Raw genomic sequence first — 18101 nt, forward strand, 5'->3', positions numbered from 1 at the left:
CGTCATCCTCCCTTTCCCATTCGTTGACCACAAGGTTCAATGGGCACCGGCTTTAGAGAATACATTGATGGTGACCACACCTAAAATGATAAACCCCATACCCAGTATCGCCGGAAAGTCGAGCCGCTGGCCATAGAGTAGCCAGGAAGTCAGGGCGATCAGCACGATACCCATGCCCGCCCAAATGGCGTAGGCGATGCCCACCGGTATGGTTCTGAGCGTCAGTGACAGAAAGTAAATGGCCAGTACGTAGCCGACCACAACAATCAGCGACGGCCAGAGTCTGGAAAACCCCTCGCTGGATTTCATCGCCGAGGTGGCAATCACCTCGGCGATAATGGCAATGCTCAGAAACACCCAGTTTTGCATACGGACCTCCGGTCAGTGAGCGGGCGATGGTAACCACTTACGCCGGTAAGAAACAGACTTGCAGGTCTGGCCAACTTCTGCGCACCATCCGCCTGCCAAAGTGCCACCTCAGGGATTCAGGACCACCGTGGCGTTATTCCTTGCGCGCGGAAGGACAAGGTGCCCCGCAGGGTGCGCAGGCGCCCAGGTCACGTTGCATCAAGGTCGTTTGGCCCCCCTGCCCCATATTGAAGGCAAACGTCGGGCTGCGCAGATGATCCGCCATGACAGCCACCAGAATCGCGATCATGATCACCACAACACGCCAGCGTTTATACATCTGTTCCATGACGTGCCTCCTTAGTTACCCAAGCCAAAATGCGGTCGAGCCTTGATGCCCAGTAACGAACCGACAAAGGCCGATGCAAACCAGATCCAGCCGTGAACGCTGGCCGAGGCAATGCCCGAAAACATAGCGCCAATGTTGCAGCCAAAGCCCAGTCGCGCGCCGTAGCCCATCAAGCTACCGCCAATGACGGCCGCCAGTACCGAGCGCCACACCAAAGGGTTCTGACTGCCCGCGTTGTACTTGTTGGCCATTCCGGCCGCCAGCATGGCACCCAGCAGCAACCCGAAGTTCATTACCGAGGGGACATTAACCAGCAAAGAATCACGCAGGGCCAGGGCGCCATAATCCCAGGTCCAGAATTCAACCTGGGTCATGTCGAAGCCGATGAACTGAGCGATTTTGGCGCCCCAGAGCGCAAAGGCGAAGGTCACTCCCCAGGGTGTGCCACTCAGAATCACGGTCAGCAAATTACCCACGGCCAGCACAACCGCTGCCCACAGAAACGGCCAGCGCCCGGTCAGCAGGGTACGAACAACCGATACCGACCGGTCACGCTCCAGCAAACCGTGGCTGGTTTTGCCAGTCATCCGTTTTTCGCGACGTCCAATCAGCCACCACAAGCCAGCCAGCACAGCCCACTGGAGTGCTATGGCGCCCCAGGGCCCCAAACTGGCGGCGAGTTGAATCGGGTCGGTTCCGGGTGCATCCAGCCAGAACGGAAGGTGCAAGGTGCCAATAACAGACCCAAAAATGAAAAACACCAGGGTCAACACCATGCGCAGGTTGCCGGCACCGACTGTGAACAAGGTGCCTGACCCGCAGCCACCGCCCAGTTGCATGCCAAACCCGAATAGGAACGACCCGACAACCAGTGATACGCCTACCGGGGCAATGGTACCGGCCGTGCCTTCAATACCACCGGACACAACCGGCACAATCAGCAAACAGGCAAGCCCGAGTAAGAACAGCTGAGCTCTGAGGCCGGTTCCGTTACCGCTGACCACCCAGTTTCGCCAGCCAGCCGTAAATCCGAAGGCACCGTGATACAGGGCGATGCCAAGCAAGGCACCGACGAAAAACAAGCCGACCAGGAACGGAGCGGTTTCCAGCCAGATCAGACTGGCGAGCAACGCCATTCCGAGCAGAGAAACCGACACGATAAACCGGTCAATTTTCGGAAACTTACCCGCGGGCTCCGCGGTTACCTGTGCAGTGGATACAGTCATACGGCGACGTCCTCAGACTCCGGGTGATAATGGAAAGTAACGACGCAAAAACAGCGCCCTGTGGCGCTGCTTCTGAACGTGTTGATACAAAGCTTGTCAGCCGACTTCAGCCGCCAAAGATGCCCAGCAGTCTACCCAAGCCACGCTTCTCAGTCTGTACCGGACGATCGGGATCCTGCGTCCAGGCTGTCATGGAACCGTCGTACATGGCGACGTTCGGCAGGCCGGCAATTTCTGACAGCGCAAACCAGTCGGTGGCAGCCCAGTGACCCGTATTGCAAAAGGTCACCGTGCGGCCCGCATCCAGTTTCAGGGTGGCGTCTTCGGCCAGTTGGCGTACACGATCCTGAGTCAGGAAGTAGGCGACACCGTCGCTGGTGTCCAGCAAGGTGGCTTCCTGCAGGTTGATTGAACCGGGCAAGGTGCCTCCCACACGCGCTGAGCCAGACTTCGTCTGACCGGTGTAGAAATCAGAGGGGCGAGCATCAACAAACTGAACGTCTGCGCTGTTCAGGTTCGCGACAACATCTTCGGTGGTCGCCAGATACTGAGACTGGAAATTCACCTCAAACTCAGCTGGCGCAGGGCTGACCGGTGCGCTGGTCACCTCGTAGCCTTGCTGTACCCAGCCTTTATAGCCGCCGTTCAGAATGCTGACGCTGTCGTGCCCCAGCACTTTAAACGTCCAGTAAACACGGGCAGCACCGCCAAAATCGGATGAGTTCTCACCCGGCGGTACGATGACAACATGGTCATCGTTGTCGATGCCCAGGTTACCAATCATCTGTGCGAGTACCGTCAACTCGGGCAAATTGCCGGTTACGCCCTCGCGCTCTGACCGCCAGTCGCCATAGGTCTGAAATACGGAGCCCGGCACATGGGCATCGGCAAATGCATCGGCTGAACGGATGTCCAGCACCGTAACGGCACTGTTGTTGAGTTCAGTCTTCAGCCAGTCGGCACTGACCAGCGGGGTCGATGCAATCGCCAGGCCTGAGGCCAGCGATAACGCAGCAGACGCGAGTACGGAACGTAAAACCATGATCTCTCTCCTGTAGGGAATGCGGTAATGACCCGGAGAGTGTAATAAGTCGTTCTTAAAACAATAAATACAGTTTTCTTGTCTGTTTATATCAAAAAGAAATAACGCCCTGCGGCACAAGGCCCGCAGGGCCGGAACCGGGCCAGGTTAGGCCGGCAGGGCGGCAATAACCATGACTTCCACTTTCCATTCTGGCTTGGCCAGGTTGCCCGTGACGCAGGCGCGCGCCGGTGTGCGACCCGGCACCACCCAGGCATCCCAGGCGGCGTTCATCTCACTGAATTCCGCCATGTCGGTGACCCAGATTGTCGCGGACAGAATGTGAGTTTTGTCGGTACCCGCCTTGGCGAGCATCTGATCAATGCCTTGCAAAATCTGTTCGGTTTGTCCGCGCATGCCAGCGCTGGCATCGGGGGCCACCTGGCCGGCGAGGTAGACTGTATTGCCGTGTACCACGGCCTGACTCATACGTTGATTGCTGTCGATGTAACGATCGCTCATAAAATGCACTCTGTTGGTTGGAAAATCTATTGGTTGAGAAAAAACCAACGGAGGTTAACCCCGTCGGAAGCCCTGTAAAAAAGCAGCCAGATTATCACCGAGACTGTCGGTAGGGTAGCCGCCCTCCTGGACAATCACCTTGGGTCCTTTTACCTGAGCCAGCCGCTGGCCGATGCGGTAAAAGTCTTCGGTTTCCAGGGTCATGCCGGCCAACGGGTCGTCTTTGTGCGCGTCCAGCCCCAGCGCGATCACAATGGCCTGTGGCTTGAACTGTGCCAGCGCGGACAACAACCGCGACAGAGCCTGCAGAAAGGCAATGCCATTGGCGCCGAGCGGCAGCGGCACATTGCAGTTATAGCCCAGACCGCTGTCTGCGCCGACTTCGTCGACTGCACCCCAGTAAAAGGGGTAAAAATCGGCCGGATCAACATGAACAGACCCGGTCCAGACATCGCTGCGCTGCCAGAAAATATCCTGGGTCCCGTTGCCGTGGTGAAGATCGACATCCACAATCGCTACACGATCATACTTTTCTCGCAAGACCGTTGCCGCCAGTGCGCAATTGTTCACAAAACAAAACCCTCCTGCCCGCTCTGGCCCGGCATGATGCCCGGGCGGTCGGCACAGGGCGTAAGTCGCCTCTTCGCCCTCAAGCACCGCATCGGCCGCGGCCTGGGCTGTGGTGGCACTGGCGATAATGCCCCGGTAGCTGCCTGCGTCCATGGGGCACGCCATGTCGTGCATGTGCCAGCCGGCCTGTCCAATGACATGCCGCGGGTAATACCGAGCGTGCCCACACGGGTGGACATTGGGCGCTACCACGTCCGCTGCCGCTGGCAAAGCTCGCCAGCGTTCGACCACATTCTCAAGAAACTCGAGATAGCGCGGGGTATGAATTTGATTGAGCCTGCTAAGCAAGACGGCATCGCTGACAAGTGGCGGCAAGATTTCCAGGCTTGCACCTGCGGCACTAATGGCGTCTTTCAGTCGCTCGGCTCGCACCGGTTGTTCTGGCGAAGGAGCCGGCTGGCCACGCAGGAAAAAGTGTTTGGGCGCGTGATCATTCTGCGCCTCGTGATAGAAACATTTCACAGAGCGCCTCCTAGTGGTTGTTGCCGAGGTGTTTATGCAGGAAGTTGCGTGTGCGCTCTTGCTCCGGGTTAGTGAACAGCTTGTCCGGAGTGCTCTCTTCAACCACCACACCGCCGTCCATGAACAACGCCCAGTCAGACACATCACGGGCGAAACTCATTTCGTGTGTGACGATTAACATTGTCATATGTTCTTCGGCCAGGCTTCGCATCACCCGGTTCACTTCTTCAACCAGCTCCGGATCCAGAGCCGAGGTCGCTTCGTCAAACAACATTACCTTGGGCTTCATCGCCAGAGCCCTGGCAATGGCAACCCGCTGCTTTTGACCACCCGACAACCAGTTCGGAAACACATCGGCTTTCTCCGCCAGGCCAACACGTTCAAGCTGCTGCATACCCAGCTCACGGGCAGTCTTTTTATCCATGCCTTTCAGTTTACGCGGTGCCAGGGTGACATTGTCGATGGTCGACAGATGGGGAAAGAGGTTAAAGTGCTGAAACACCATGCCCATGTTCTGACGAATATGATTGATGTGCCGTTCAAACGCCAGGCCCTTCATGTCGGGCCGATTAACCTGAACGCCATCGAGCAAAATGGCCCCTTCGTCAATCACTTCCAAATGGTTGACGGAACGCAGCAGGGTACTTTTACCCGAGCCGGACGGGCCAATGATTGAAATTATTTTTCCCCGATCGACCGTCAGATCAATCCCTTTCAATACCTCCAGGTCGCCAAAGCGCTTATGGACATTACGCACTTCAACCATGGGTGTGTCAGTCTGTTGTTCTGTGCTCATAACCAAGCTCCAGTTTTTAGTCTTTTTATACAGTCGATTCAGCGGCGATACGCAGTCTGGCGTTCCAGCCAGGCCTGGCCCAACTCCATCAGAATATTAATCACGTAGTACATGATGGCGATAACAATGAAGAACTCGAAGGGTCTGAACGACACACTGATTGCATATTGAGAGGCGTAGACCAGTTCGGCCACACCAATGGCAGACAGTACCGAGGTATCTTTTACCATCAGAATCATGTTGTTGCCCAGCTGCGGGATTGACCGGATAAGAGCCTGGGGAACAATGATGTAATAAATGGTTTTCCAGTGCCCGAAACCAAGCGATCTGGAGGCTTCATACTGGCCGTCCGATACGGATTTTATCGTGGCAATAAAAATGTCGGCATTATAGGCCATATAATGAAAACCCAGACCCAGAATACCGACAACAATGGCAGGGATCAGTATCCATTCGCCCAACCCAAAGTACAGAAAGTACAGTTGCAACAACAACGGCGTAGTCATGAACAGCCAGATGAAAAAGCGCAACGGCCAGCTAACAACTTTGTTGGTATAAATGGATATAACGGCAACCACCAGCCCACCGATGATGGACATCAGCGCCACTGCGAGGGCGACCAGCGAGGCCACACCAACGCCCTTGAGCAAGGTTGGAAAATACGTAACAACGGGGGAAAAGTCGAATTCCATCGTGCCCTCTCCTATTGGGTGGTGTAACGGATTGCCCGGCGATAGGCAAGCTCGATAATGCCCATCACCGCATAGATGATGACAATGTACATCAGGGCACTGAGGGTAAAGATTTCCAGCGGTTTATAAGTAGAGCCAATCAGGCGCTGCGCCTGATAGGTCAGTTCAACCACCGAGATTATGGACACCAGAGATGAGTTTTTAACCAGAACAATGGCCAATACACCGACAGAGCGAATCATCAGGCTGGCTGCTTGCGGCAATACGATGGAAACCATGGTTTGCACCTTGCCAAAACCCAGTGACCGGGCAGCTTCGCTTTGCCCGCTGTCGACCGATTCAATCGACCCCCGAATCGCTTCACTCATATAGGCACCAATATTGAAGGCGCCAACAAACACACCACAGGTGATCGGATCTAACCGCAGGCCAATGCTCGGCCCTCCGTAAAACACCAGCAGCAATTGCACGAAATAGGGTGTGCCTCGAATAACGCTGATGTAGCCGCGGGCAAACCAACGGATCGGCGCGAACCGAAAGGTTTGCAGAAACACCAGTCCACAGGCGACAAAGAACCCGAAGAAAATGGCACGGGAAGAAATATCAATCGTAACCCAGGCCGCTCTGATCAACAGAGGCGTAACCTCGACCATCAAGTCAACATCCATGGGCAACCCTTTTTACTGTTGTTATTCAAGCTTTGGTTCCGGCGACACCATCGACGACAGTCTCAACAGCGCCAAGCCAAAACTCGAGCACTCAAACCCTGAGCGCCACTAACTCCGCCCTGAAAACACGGGGGTTAGTGGCTCACGGGCATCACCCTTACTCGATGTTGGCACCTTCACCAATCCACTTGTCGACGATGTCCTGATAAGTTCCATCAGCCTTGATCTCTGCCAGAGCAACGTTCAGCGCTTCCATCAGCTGTGGCTTGTTCTTCTGAATGGAAATGGCAGCAGGCCAGCGTGGCAACTCACCAACGTCGACCATCTTGATCTCAGGTGCGTTCTCCTGCATGGCCACCAGCACCGGCACGTCGTCCGCAATCATCACATCGATGCGGCCTGTGGTCAGGCCGTTCATCATGTCTGGCAGGCCCTGGAAGGTTTGGTTACGCCACTCGCCCTCACCGTTTTCAACCGCCCACTGGTTACCTGTTTCACCCAGTGTAGAACCGACGCGCTTACCGGAGAAATCATCGATACTGTTGATGTCATCCGTGCTTTCCTGCACCCAAACCGACAGGCCGGCGCTGTAATAGGAGTCGGTGAAGTCAACGGCCTTCTGCCGCTCTTCGGTGACGCTCATGCTGCAAATGCAGGCGTCAAACCGGCCACCCGCCAGAGCGGCGATAATGCCGTTCCAGGGGGATGACTGCACATTCACTTCCACGCCCATTTTCTCGGCCAGCGCTTTGGCAATATCGACATCAAAGCCAACCAGCTCACCCTGAGTGTTCACATAACTGAAGGGAGGATAGGCACCGGAGTTGGCTACCTGGAATACACCGTCGCGAATCTCGGGCAAGTCACGCGCCTGAGTTGGCATTGCCACCATCGCTGTTGCACCAATGACCACGGCTGCGGTCGCCAGAGTTTGTGAGAACTTTTTAGTAAGTGTCTTCATATTCTTATTCCTGTTCAGACTTTATTAAAACAATGCGTGTTTTCACGCACTGCACCTCTTCACACTGGTCAATGACCGTACCTGTTGAGCCAGGATCGATCGTTGTTATCCATCCGGATTAATTATTGTGTTAACGCTTCAGGTTGTTTTCAGGGTTACCTCCTGCCAATTTTTTCATCGTTTTTTACACAGTCACACGGCCTTTGGCCATGCACCTCACACTCGTTCAATCAACAAAGCAATGCCCTGACCACCGCCAATACAAGCGGCAGCAATGCCATACCGGCCCTGCGTCTTATGCAGTGACCGCGCCAGCGTGCCGGCGAGGCGAACCCCCGTGGCTCCCAGGGGGTGGCCAATGGCTAAAGCACCACCGTGAATGTTCAGCAACTCGTCAGCAATGCCGAGCTTTCTCTGGGCATAGAGCGGCACCACACTGAACGCCTCGTTTATTTCCCACAAATCGATGTCGGCCACGCTTAGGTGGTGTTGCATCAACAGGCGCTCGACGGCCGGTACAACACCTTGCCCCATCAACTCTGGTTGGGTGCCCCGGTCAACGCAGCCAAGTACCCGCGCCAGCGGCGTGGCGCCCGTCTTACCCAGGGCAGCTTCCGACATTAACATCCCCAGTGAGGCACCGCTGGTCAACGGCGAGCTATTGCCCGCGCTGATCTCGCCGGTGTCACTGAAGGCAGGTGGCAACTGCGCCAGTGCTTCTGGCTGAGTATCCGGTCGTATGCAGGCATCCTGACTGAAAGGCTCCGCATCGGTCAGTGCGATCGGCAGAATTTCATCGTGAAAGAACCCTGCCAGCTGTGCTGCCTGCGCTCGCTGATGCGACCGACAGGCAAAGGCATCCATCTCCACTCTGCTGATTCCCGCCTCAGTGGCCAGGCGTTCTGCCGTCAGCCCCATGTTCAGCGCAACCGTCATGTCGTAGGTCTTACCGTTGGTTCCAGGCATCGCCGGCACGCCCAACACCCCTTCTTTGAACAGCGCTGGGCCCATTGGCACCCGCGTCATGTGTTCAAAACCACCAGCGAGGACAATGTCGGTAGCGCCCGTACCTGTGGTCATCATGCCGAAACGCAGTGCACTGAGGCTTGACCCGCATTGCTGGTCAATCATCCGTGTCGAGGCCTGATCTCCCAGGCGACTTTGCATCAGCGGGTAGCGCCCACCGAAACTCCACTGCTCCTTTACCGCCAGCGCACACCCCAAGCTCAGCTCATCAATGTCTTCGGGCCCAAGGCCGGTTGTCTCCAGGCTGTGGTCAATCAGTTGCGCCATGAGCGCATCCGCCGGCCAGTCAGCCAAGGCATCGACACCGGCTTTCTTCGGATGCGCCCGGCTGAATGCCGTACGGCGGTAATGCGTGAGGTAAACGGGCTTCATAGTTTCTCCAACTGGCACCAGCGGCTGATAAACAGCACATAGGCTTTCAGTACATGACGAACGGACTCGATATTGACGCACTCGTCGACACCGTGAATGTTCTTCGCCACAGGTCCGTAACAGGTGCCGCCAGTCCGGTTGTAGAAGTGAAAGACGCGCAAATCAGTGGTCGCGGTCGACCAGTAGGGTTCCGGGTCAGCGTCGGTCAGGGTGTGATGGCATTGGGAAAGCAGCTCAACGCCCGGGTTACCCAAATTAACCAGATGCCCCTCGGACCGAAAGCCATTGAACCGCAACACAGGATGCTCATCGGCGAAGGCCGGATCCCTGAGCGCGGCTTGCTCAATGCAATCATTCACCCGCTGCATGATTTCGTTGGCCGTCATACCCGGCGGAAAACCGATGCGACCTTCCATTTCAGCAAAGGCGGGCACGCTTGACGGCCAGTTCCCGCCGGAAATGGTGCCGATATTCAAATTGAACGGATGGTCAATTTCCCGATACGGCCCATCCCGATGCTGCTCATTGAGTTCGGTCTCAAGATCCTGCAACCAGGGAATCAGCCGTTGCAATTTCTCAATGGCGTTTATGCCGGTACTGGCAGCCTGAACGTGGACCGGTTTGCCACGAACGCCAAGCTTGAACCACAGCACTCCGACCTGGCCGGCATACAGCGTTGGCCCGAACGGTTCGGGAATCAACACAAAGTCACCGCCATACCCCTGATGCACGCAGGCCAGCGCACCGTTTCCGGAGCACTCTTCCTCGACAACGGTTTGCAGTGTGACCGGAGACTTGATGCGGTAGCCCGCTTGCTGAATGGCATGCACTGCGTAAATCATGGCGGCCACGCCTGACTGCATATCTCCGGCGCCGCGACCGTACAACCAACCATCGCGTTGCCAGGGCTCATTCGGCGGGCGCGTCCACATATCGAAGGGGTCTGCGGGCACAACGTCCAGGTGGCCATTCAACACCAGAGACTGACCAGCGGCATTCGGGCTTAACTGCGATACCAGGTTGTACTTGTGTTCGTGGTCCCAGGGAACCGGCGCGTACAACGAATGCTCGCTGAGCGTCGCTTTGTGCATGCCAACGCGGGTCACCGGCAGACCCAGCTCGTTCATCTGGTTTTCCACGCAGGTCAAAACCGCTTGTTCCTGACCAAGAACCGCATAGGTTTTAATCATGTCTTCAACAAACGCCATGGCATTCGGGAAAACCGAATCGGCACTGGCCAGCAAATCCGCTTCGCGATCAGACAAATTCATGAGCTGCCTCCCCGGTTTCAAAGGTCAGTTCCGCTTCAGTCAACGCCTGCAAATCGCCATTGCTGATGTCGGTCAGTTTTTCACGCACGACCAGACCCTGCGGTGTCACGTCGATAACAGCCAGGTCAGAAATAATTCGACTGACACAGGCTTTGGCAGTCAGTGGCAAGCGACACGTTTTGAGAATCTTCGGGTTGCCGTGCTTGTCGGTATGCGTAGTCAGTACCACGATTCGTTTCGTCTTTTGCGCCAGTTCCATCGCCCCCCCGATGCCGGGTGAAAACTTACCCGGTATCTTCCAGTTCGCCAGGTTACCCAGAGCATCGACCTCGAAGGCGCCGATCATGGTGAGGTCCAGTCGGGCACGGCGAATCATGGCGAAGGAGACGGCACTGTCGAACAAACTGGCGCCTTCCCGAAGTGACACATACGCGCCAGCGGCATCAATGAGAAAGGGATCCATCAATGCGGGTTCGGCCTGTTTCCAGGCCCCGAGAATGCCATTCTCGGAGTGGATCTGAACATCGAAGTTTTCCGGCAGGTAATGCATGACCTGCGTGGGCAAACCAATGCCAAGATTAACGATACTGCCCGGTGAAATCTCCTTCACCGCGCGGCTTAAGAGGCGTTCAACGGCGGACATGGTGTTCAAGAATCCCGTAGTCTGAAGTGAGTGATTCCAGTGGCACAACACTGTCGACAAAAGCGCCCGGTGTATGTACATGCTCTGGTTTGAACCGGCCCGGTGCACCCAGGTCCGGTGTTTCGACAACGACGTGATTGGCCGCCATGGCCATCAGCGGACTGAAGTTAATGGCCGAACCCCGGTAAACCAGGTTACCCAGCCAGTCGGCCTGGGCGGCATGAATCAGGGCAAAATCGGCGGACAGTGCCATTTCCACTTTATAGGCAGTCCCTTTCCAGTCGACTAAATCCTCCGGACGGGTGATCTCAGAATCGATGCCAATATCCGTCAGAAAACCAAAGCTGCCTGCACCGGCGGTGCGTATTTTCTCGGCCAGGATGCCCTGAGGGTGAAACTCAACATCGATAGCGCCCTGATTCATCCGATCTATCGCGAGCTTGTTCAACCCAATGTGGGTGGTGATCAGCTTGCGGACCTGCCTCTTCTCGATCAGCCGGCTGATGCCGTGGCCTGCTTCATTGGCGTCGTTCTTAATGACCGTCAGATCGGTCTGCCCCTGACGCACCAATTCGCTGATCAGGCTGAACGGAGTACCCGGGTTGCCGAAACCACCCACCATTATCACGGCCCCCGAAGGAATGGCAGCGATAGCGTTTTCCAGGGTGCGGTTCTTTTTCATAATCAGGCTGCCCGCTCTCGTATTTCTTGTTCGAAGTCGGCCAGGCTGGCATCGAAAAGCGCGATAATGTCGTCAACGTCGGCTGCGGTGACGGTTAACGGAGGCGTGATCAGTACATGATCTCCCTCCAGTCCATTCAGGCACCGCCTCGGATAAATCAACAGACCTCGTGCTTTGGCCAGGGCCGTGAGCCGGTCAAAGGCATTGAATGAAGCCGGGTACGGTTGCTTGCTCGCGGAATTCTGAACCAGCTCAACACCTTGCAACAAACCGATGCCGCGAACGTTGCCGATACAATCGTATTTATCCGACAGTTCTTCGAGTTTTCGACGCAAATAAACACCCTGTTCCGCAGCATTGCTGACCAGGTCTTCAGCGTTCATCACACCAATAACGGCAAGACCGGTCGCACAGGCAAGAGGATTGCCCGCGTAAGTATGCCCATGCATAAAGCCACCACTTTTGCTTACGGAATCAACCAGTTCCTGCCGTGCCATCATGGCGGCAATGGGGTAATAACCCGAACCCAGCCCTTTGGCCAATGTCAGGATATCGGGAGCAACACCATAGTGCTGGTACGCAAACCAGGCACCGGTGCGCCCCATGCCACTGAGTACTTCGTCCATGATCAGCAAGCAACCGTAACGGTCGCACAAGGCACGCAACCCTTCCATATAAGCGCGGGTTACCATACGGGCGCCAGTACTGGCGCCACCCACCGGTTCCAAAACGATAGCCGCAATGGTTTCGGGGCCTGCTTTCAGAATCGCGTTTTCGGTTTGCTCCAGTACGGCCTCAATGTGCGCTTCCACACTCGTTTCGCGGTAACGATAGAGATCGGGCGACGGCACCTTGACCGAGCCAATCGTGATCGACCGATACGGTGCTTCCAGCGGTTCATAACCGGTCAGGCCCAGCGCACCCATTGTGCTGCCGTGGTAAGAGGGGCGCAGCGATACAAACTGGCACCGCTCCGGCTGGCCTTTGGCGACAAAATATTGAATGGCGAGTTTGATAGCACTTTCAACCGCCTCGGAACCGCTGCCGACAAAGAAGACTTTTTCAAGTTCCCCCCGGGTTAAATCCACCATTTTGCTGGCCAGATCCAGGGCGACCTGACTTTCAAACTGAGTCCGATAACTGAACGCTACTTTATCGAGCTGCTCGGTCATGGCGCGTTTTACAGTGGGATGGTTGTGGCCAATATTGCAAGTGATGGCACCGGAACAGGCATCAATATACCGGCGCCCTGTTGTATCCCAGATATAGATGCCGTCGGCATGGCTTACCAGTGGCATGTCGTTACTGGTCAGATAAAACAGAGCGTTGCTGGCCATGGTGCTAAAGTTCCTTATCGACTAATCGGTGTTTTTTTGATCATTCTGCATTATAGGAACAGCTAAAAATTAATTTCAACGCATAATGTTTTTTCATTATTTGATGATTTATAGTCATGTTATAACGTCAATAACGGCTACCGAGACCTATCGTCATGAGTGACATAAACCTTAACTCATTGAAATCTTTACTGATTTTCAAGACCCTTTATGAAACTGGCACTGCCACAAGAACGGCCCGTGACCTCGGCATTACCCAGTCTGGCGTCAGCCGGTCACTGGCTCAGCTCGAAGAAAATATTGGCATTGCATTATTCATGCGCCACAAGAAGCGGCTAATTGCCCTGCCCGAGGCCGATGAGCTCTATGGAGAGATACTGGGGTTACTGAGTAATCTGGAAAACATGAAGCACAGCATTGTCGCATTGCGCGAATTTGGTGCTTCGCGGATACGCATCGCCTGCGCGCCGGCCCTCGGTTTCGCCTATGTGCCCAAAACCATCGCCCGTATTCTGAGTGACAACCCCAAATACAGCGTCTACCTCGACATCATGCCCAGCCCGGAGGTGGTGCGCGCGGTGGAAGCCGGCTATTTCGATGTGGGCTTCGTCACCCTGCCGGTAACCAGCCAGGCATTGGTGGTCGATGAACTGATCGCAACCGAAGCAGTCTGTCTGATGCCCAGAAATCACAGCCTGGCCAAAGCCAGCGTGATCACCACTGAAGACCTGAAAGGGCAGCACCTGGTCATTCCCAACCAGCCCAACCTTGCGGCCGATCAGTTGCTGTTGCATCTTTCGGAGAAAAACATTCGCATTGCCGGTAAAACGGAAGCCAACATCGCGGCCATCTGTTCACTGGTTGCCAACGGCGTCGGCATTACACTGATAAACCCCATCACAGCCTATGACCACCAGGCAACCCGTGACGACCTGCTGATCAAGCCGTTCAAACCCGCTTTTCACTACCGGTTTGGTCTGGTCTACAAACAGAACTGGGCCAATAATCGGCTAATCGGTTTACTCAAGGAAATGCTACCGGAACTACCGGACCACCTGGTGGCCGAGCGACTGAAAGACTGACCAGGGTCAGCTTGAGGGTTATCAGCTTTAAACACCAGAGAGCAACATAGCGACATGAGGGGCTGGGCATACAAGTTATCCAGACGGCATTCCTGCTGTAGAAAAGTGGAACAAACTCGCTGCCTTCGCTCCGTTACCTGGCTAAATCAGCTTTACGACGTTACTCGGTTACCCACCATCGATCATGTCTAAACACTAGATCAACTCTCGCCCTCTCACTCCAATTCGGAACGGTAAAATGACCGTGGTAGTCACCAGCCTCAACCACAACCTTTATCTCTTCAGGAATGGGGGGCATTCTGGACAGATCCTCTTCGAAACTCTGAAACTCACTTCTGTCTTCAGGCAGCACATGCTGAAATGCCTGTTCAAACTCGTTTTGTTGAACGTGATTCATGAATGCCCTGGCAACAAAGTCAGGACTGTTCGTATCTGCCGCGCAAGCCAACACCAAAAAAAGAGGCGCAATTCCAAATAGTTTTTTACGTTTCACTGCATCGTCCTTGGTTAAATAAGTTTGAAGCGATTTATGGGAAGTAGATGTTTATACAGAGGAAAATGGCATAACCCTTAATACTAAGAGAATTCGCCTGTTGTCGATCCACAAGGTCCGCCTGATGATGGCCTCAATGTTGTATGGAAAATCTACCGAGGCATTATCCTATACAACTCAAATTGGTATGCCAACTTGGTCTTTCCGCGGTTATCCAGATCTCCTGCAAACGATGGCAGTGACACCGGCTTTCGCTGTGCCATTCACAGCAATGGCGAACTGCCAAAGCGATCGGACCTGCCGGTTGAAGGGGTTGCTGCTCAGGTCATCGATTGAGCAGGTACAACTACTGACATTGGGCAATTGGCCCCACCAGTCAGCTAGCCCGCACCGATCTTCGCAGTCAATCATACAAACGGGAATATCTTGTTAAGAGTTCATCACTTCCTGAAATTGATTACTCAGACTCGGGCTATCAAGCCCTGCCCTAACATCTAGTCCATACCACCAAGTGTACTTTCGAGATTGAGATCACATTTTTAGGAACTCGGTCTGGTACACTGAAATTAGTATTTAAAAGGACTTTCTATCAATGATGCGTTGCACTCCTACAGTTTTCACTGTTGCACTCGCCCTACCCCTACTGGCCGCCTGCCAGGACACAGATTATTCACCGGAAGTAGAAGCCCTGATTCAACAAACGTTGGATAACATGGTCTATGTCGAGGGTGGCAGCTTCATGATGGGCGACATCGGCTACGAGATCCCCGAAGACGAGCCCGGTGGCACCTGGGTGACCATGGAAGATGGTCGCGAGAGCTACCGGAAGCCGTTTGGATGCACGGCCAGCTGTTACCCGGTGCATAAGGTGACCTTGACCGGGTACTACCTGAACAAGTTTGAGGCGACTTATGGGGGGTATGATGTTTATACAGAGGCGAATGGGTTGCCTCTGGTTGCTGAGCGATTTAGAGATCGCGAAGAATTTACCGGGGAAAACCGACCAATAAGCACACATGTAAACTGGTACGGCGCTCAAGACTATTGCCTATGGCTGGGAGAGGTCACTGGCCTGCCTTTCAGCCTACCGACCGAGGCCGAGTGGGAGTATGCGGCCAGAAGTCGCGGTCAAGCGGTTCAGTTTGCAACGGATAACGGTGAAATGGAGCCTGGCCGAAATTATCGCCCGAAAGGTCACCCTTACGTTCTCGGCCCACCCGGTACCTACCCCCCTAACCCACTGGGCCTTTACGACATGACCGGCAATGCCAATGAATGGGTTAAAGACTGGTTCAGCAGCCGCTACTACAGGCAATCACCCGAGCTCGATCCGCAAGGCCCGGAATACGACAACCTTTATGCAACCCGCAAAGTCTCCCGCGGCTTTGGCATAGTCAACTCCAATTGGTACGCCAATCTGGTCTTTCGACGCATACCCACCAATCCTGAGAACGATGGCAGTGGTACCGGGTTCCGCTGTGCCATTCACAGCACAACAGAACTTCCCACGCTTTCGGAGTTACCCGTGAAAGGGGTTGATACTCAGGTCATTGATTGAGCAGGTACAGTTACTGACGTCGGGAAAACCGTCCCACCAACCGGCTAACCTTTGGCGATCTTCACGGTCGTTCATAAACTTAATAAGTTCCTGCTGAGCGTTGATCGAGTGCCAGGCCCGATACAGTTTGCTCCCATTCTATGTGCGGCAAATAAGGGCCTGCACAATGGCTGTCCAAAATCACTAGAAAATCCATTCAAACTTCACTCGAGTGGATGTTCTGCTTATTACTAATATAAAGTGTAGAAGTAGGTATCGAGCGAGCCAAATTTCCCGGTCAAGTCCAAGTCATTCATAAATGCCCTTACTTTAATAGATAAGCAAATTTGGCCTGCCGCTCGTTGAATACTGGCAGCGTGATCACAGCGTCCCATTTCGATACGACCGGTGATTGATTGTTGAAACGTATGCTCCCGCACTTCCAGATATTCCCACTTGCTGACTACCGTCCGCGCTAGCATATGGACAATGACAAGGGGGATTTATGACATGCATTGTTGGCCACTTTGTCACAACTTCTCCCGCATCTTTATGATAACCTGTTATCCAATCGTTTCTTTTCATGGTTGGTTCTTAAGTGACAGGGAAGACAAAAAGAAGATGGGTGTTTGGTGGCATTGGGGCAATGGCATTAGCAGGCGTGAGCATTTGGTATGCCACGGCACAAACGGCAACGCCCGTTTTTGAAGGGTATTTCTCCGAGCATTCACCAGAAGTTCAGGCATTGATTGAGCGCACGCTCGCAAACATGGTCTACGTGGAAGGCGGTTCCTTCATGATGGGTAATGTCGGCTACGAAGTCCCGGAAGACGACCCCAACGGCGAATGGCTGGAAATGGCCGATGGCAACATGAGCTATCGCATCCCCTTCCCCGGGTGCGGCCAGAGCTGCTTCCCGGTGCATAAAGTGACACTCAGTGGTTATTACATTCACAAATATGAAACCACGATCAGGGAATACGATCTCTACACCAACACCAACGACCTGCCCTACATCAAAGCCGACCAGCGCGGCAAAAACCCCAATATGGAACCTGATCGGGCGGTTTATCTCGGCGTAGACTGGCACGCGGCTCAAGAGTATTGCCTGTGGCTGGCTGATCTTACCGGTCTGCCATTTGATCTGCCGACGGAAGCACAATGGGAGTACGCCGCCCGAAGCCGGGGGCAGGCGGTGAAGTTTGCGACGAATACCGGTGATATAGAGCTAGGTGTTAATTATTGGGACTATTCCACTGGGTCTTATTACAGCATTGAATCTGTCGGAAAGTATCCTCCAAATCCGCTGGACTTGTACGACATGACCGGCAATGCCAATGAGTGGGTGCGAGACTGGTATTCGCCTTTCGCCTATCGGCAAGGCTCCCGAGTTAATCCCGTCGGCCCACCAGACGGAGATCGGTGGAATACCCGTAAACTGTCCCGAGGCTTTGGCCGGGGGAATTCAGATTGGAACGGGAACCTGTTATTTAGGCGCCTGGCCGATGAAGTTGACTATAGCGGCAATGGTTTTCGCTGTGCAATCCACAGTGAAAGGCCGCTTGACTTACTCTTGACCGGTGAGCCGGGCACTCCCCCCTAATCGAAGGGGTTGCTGGCGCCAGTGTCTAGCCCGGATATTTCACCAAACTGGGTATTCGGATAGCAAAACGGCTTTGGGAAGTTGATAATAAGGTTGCGACACCATTTATTTTCAACCACCAAAGCCGTAACGGAATGCTACCACATGACTTTGTCCCTTTCTCCTCTAAAACGCCGTAAGGTTGAAGTCGACTTTACCGGTGGTGATCTAACGTCAGACGCCGGACTGGTGCTCTTTCGCGAAGTCGACAAAAAGCTCGGCCTGTCACGCCAACTGGATAAGGTCTTGGACGATCCTCGTTGTACCGGGCGGGTTCTGCACCCCCAGATTGACCTGCTGCGTCAGCGCCTGTTTGCCCTGGCCGCTGGCTATGAAGACCT

At 54.5% G+C, this 18101-nt stretch carries 20 protein-coding genes; 4 read left to right on the forward strand and 16 right to left on the reverse strand.

Features of this window, described 5'->3' with window-relative positions:
* Nucleotides 1-36 precede the first annotated feature (36 nt).
* From G565_RS0102385 to G565_RS0102455, 15 genes are all read right to left on the reverse strand, one after another.
* Nucleotides 37-369: an SMR family transporter gene (locus G565_RS0102385; RefSeq protein WP_028669543.1), complete on the reverse strand. Its 333-nt coding sequence runs from the start codon at nucleotides 367-369 to the stop codon at nucleotides 37-39.
* A 133-nt stretch (nucleotides 370-502) separates the two neighbouring features.
* Entirely contained in the window at nucleotides 503-697 is a 195-nt protein-coding gene (locus G565_RS0102390; RefSeq protein WP_028669544.1) for a hypothetical protein, read from the reverse strand.
* 11 nt (nucleotides 698-708) lie between these two features.
* Complete coding sequence (locus tag G565_RS0102395; protein ID WP_028669545.1) at nucleotides 709-1923, reverse strand: YeeE/YedE family protein; 1215 nt, start codon at nucleotides 1921-1923, stop codon at nucleotides 709-711.
* Nucleotides 1924-2029: 106 nt separating this feature from the next.
* Nucleotides 2030-2965 carry a sulfurtransferase gene (locus tag G565_RS0102400; protein WP_028669546.1) on the reverse strand — a complete coding sequence of 312 codons (936 nt, stop codon included), beginning with the start codon at nucleotides 2963-2965 and terminating at the stop codon, nucleotides 2030-2032.
* A 147-nt stretch (nucleotides 2966-3112) separates the two neighbouring features.
* Nucleotides 3113-3466, reverse strand: coding sequence for a RidA family protein (locus G565_RS0102405; protein ID WP_028669547.1), 354 nt, complete (start codon nucleotides 3464-3466; stop codon nucleotides 3113-3115).
* 54 nt (nucleotides 3467-3520) lie between these two features.
* Nucleotides 3521-4558: a histone deacetylase family protein gene (locus G565_RS0102410; RefSeq protein WP_028669548.1), complete on the reverse strand. Its 1038-nt coding sequence runs from the start codon at nucleotides 4556-4558 to the stop codon at nucleotides 3521-3523.
* 10 nt (nucleotides 4559-4568) lie between these two features.
* Nucleotides 4569-5324 (reverse strand): amino acid ABC transporter ATP-binding protein, encoded by a 756-nt coding sequence (locus G565_RS0102415; protein ID WP_028669549.1) that lies wholly within the window; start codon nucleotides 5322-5324, stop codon nucleotides 4569-4571.
* Nucleotides 5325-5392: 68 nt separating this feature from the next.
* Nucleotides 5393-6046 (reverse strand): amino acid ABC transporter permease, encoded by a 654-nt coding sequence (locus G565_RS0102420; RefSeq protein ID WP_028669550.1) that lies wholly within the window; start codon nucleotides 6044-6046, stop codon nucleotides 5393-5395.
* An 11-nt stretch (nucleotides 6047-6057) separates the two neighbouring features.
* The gene (locus G565_RS0102425) at nucleotides 6058-6714 is read right to left on the reverse strand and encodes an amino acid ABC transporter permease (protein ID WP_028669551.1); all 657 of its coding nucleotides are present in this window, start codon (nucleotides 6712-6714) and stop codon (nucleotides 6058-6060) included.
* Nucleotides 6715-6871: 157 nt separating this feature from the next.
* Entirely contained in the window at nucleotides 6872-7675 is an 804-nt protein-coding gene (locus tag G565_RS0102430; RefSeq protein WP_028669552.1) for a transporter substrate-binding domain-containing protein, read from the reverse strand.
* 216 nt (nucleotides 7676-7891) lie between these two features.
* Complete coding sequence (locus tag G565_RS0102435) at nucleotides 7892-9073, reverse strand: acetyl-CoA C-acyltransferase (protein ID WP_028669553.1); 1182 nt, start codon at nucleotides 9071-9073, stop codon at nucleotides 7892-7894.
* A complete protein-coding gene (locus G565_RS0102440) occupies nucleotides 9070-10344 on the reverse strand; it encodes an ArgE/DapE family deacylase (RefSeq protein ID WP_028669554.1) in 1275 nt (424 codons plus the stop codon). The genes G565_RS0102435 and G565_RS0102440 overlap by 4 nt, the downstream gene beginning before the upstream one ends.
* Complete coding sequence (locus tag G565_RS0102445) at nucleotides 10331-10987, reverse strand: 3-oxoacid CoA-transferase subunit B (protein WP_028669555.1); 657 nt, start codon at nucleotides 10985-10987, stop codon at nucleotides 10331-10333. The genes G565_RS0102440 and G565_RS0102445 overlap by 14 nt, the downstream gene beginning before the upstream one ends.
* The gene (locus tag G565_RS0102450) at nucleotides 10974-11669 is read right to left on the reverse strand and encodes a CoA transferase subunit A (RefSeq protein ID WP_028669556.1); all 696 of its coding nucleotides are present in this window, start codon (nucleotides 11667-11669) and stop codon (nucleotides 10974-10976) included. The genes G565_RS0102445 and G565_RS0102450 overlap by 14 nt, the downstream gene beginning before the upstream one ends.
* Nucleotides 11670-11671: 2 nt before the next feature.
* Nucleotides 11672-13006 (reverse strand): aminotransferase family protein, encoded by a 1335-nt coding sequence (locus G565_RS0102455; protein WP_028669557.1) that lies wholly within the window; start codon nucleotides 13004-13006, stop codon nucleotides 11672-11674.
* Nucleotides 13007-13161: 155 nt separating this feature from the next.
* Here G565_RS0102455 and G565_RS0102460 point away from each other — a divergent pair, with 155 nt between their 5' ends.
* Nucleotides 13162-14088 (forward strand): LysR family transcriptional regulator, encoded by a 927-nt coding sequence (locus G565_RS0102460; RefSeq protein ID WP_028669558.1) that lies wholly within the window; start codon nucleotides 13162-13164, stop codon nucleotides 14086-14088.
* A gap of 160 nt (nucleotides 14089-14248) precedes the next feature.
* Here G565_RS0102460 and G565_RS0102465 read toward each other — a convergent pair whose 3' ends face one another.
* On the reverse strand, nucleotides 14249-14581 hold the full coding sequence (locus G565_RS0102465) for a hypothetical protein (protein WP_028669559.1): 333 nt from the start codon (nucleotides 14579-14581) through the stop codon (nucleotides 14249-14251).
* A gap of 712 nt (nucleotides 14582-15293) precedes the next feature.
* Here G565_RS0102465 and G565_RS22610 point away from each other — a divergent pair.
* The 3 genes from G565_RS22610 to G565_RS0102485 all read left to right on the forward strand — a co-directional run.
* A complete protein-coding gene (locus G565_RS22610; protein ID WP_425413961.1) occupies nucleotides 15294-16139 on the forward strand; it encodes a formylglycine-generating enzyme family protein in 846 nt (281 codons plus the stop codon).
* A gap of 748 nt (nucleotides 16140-16887) precedes the next feature.
* Nucleotides 16888-17721, forward strand: coding sequence for a formylglycine-generating enzyme family protein (locus G565_RS22615; protein ID WP_425413962.1), 834 nt, complete (start codon nucleotides 16888-16890; stop codon nucleotides 17719-17721).
* Nucleotides 17722-17865: 144 nt separating this feature from the next.
* A partial coding sequence (locus G565_RS0102485) for a transposase (RefSeq protein WP_028669560.1) occupies nucleotides 17866-18101 on the forward strand: 236 nt, incomplete at its 3' end.

Origin of the sequence: Saccharospirillum impatiens DSM 12546, from assembly GCF_000423605.1 — a bacterium.
In the GTDB taxonomy this organism is placed as follows: Bacteria; Pseudomonadota; Gammaproteobacteria; order Pseudomonadales; family Natronospirillaceae; genus Saccharospirillum; species Saccharospirillum impatiens.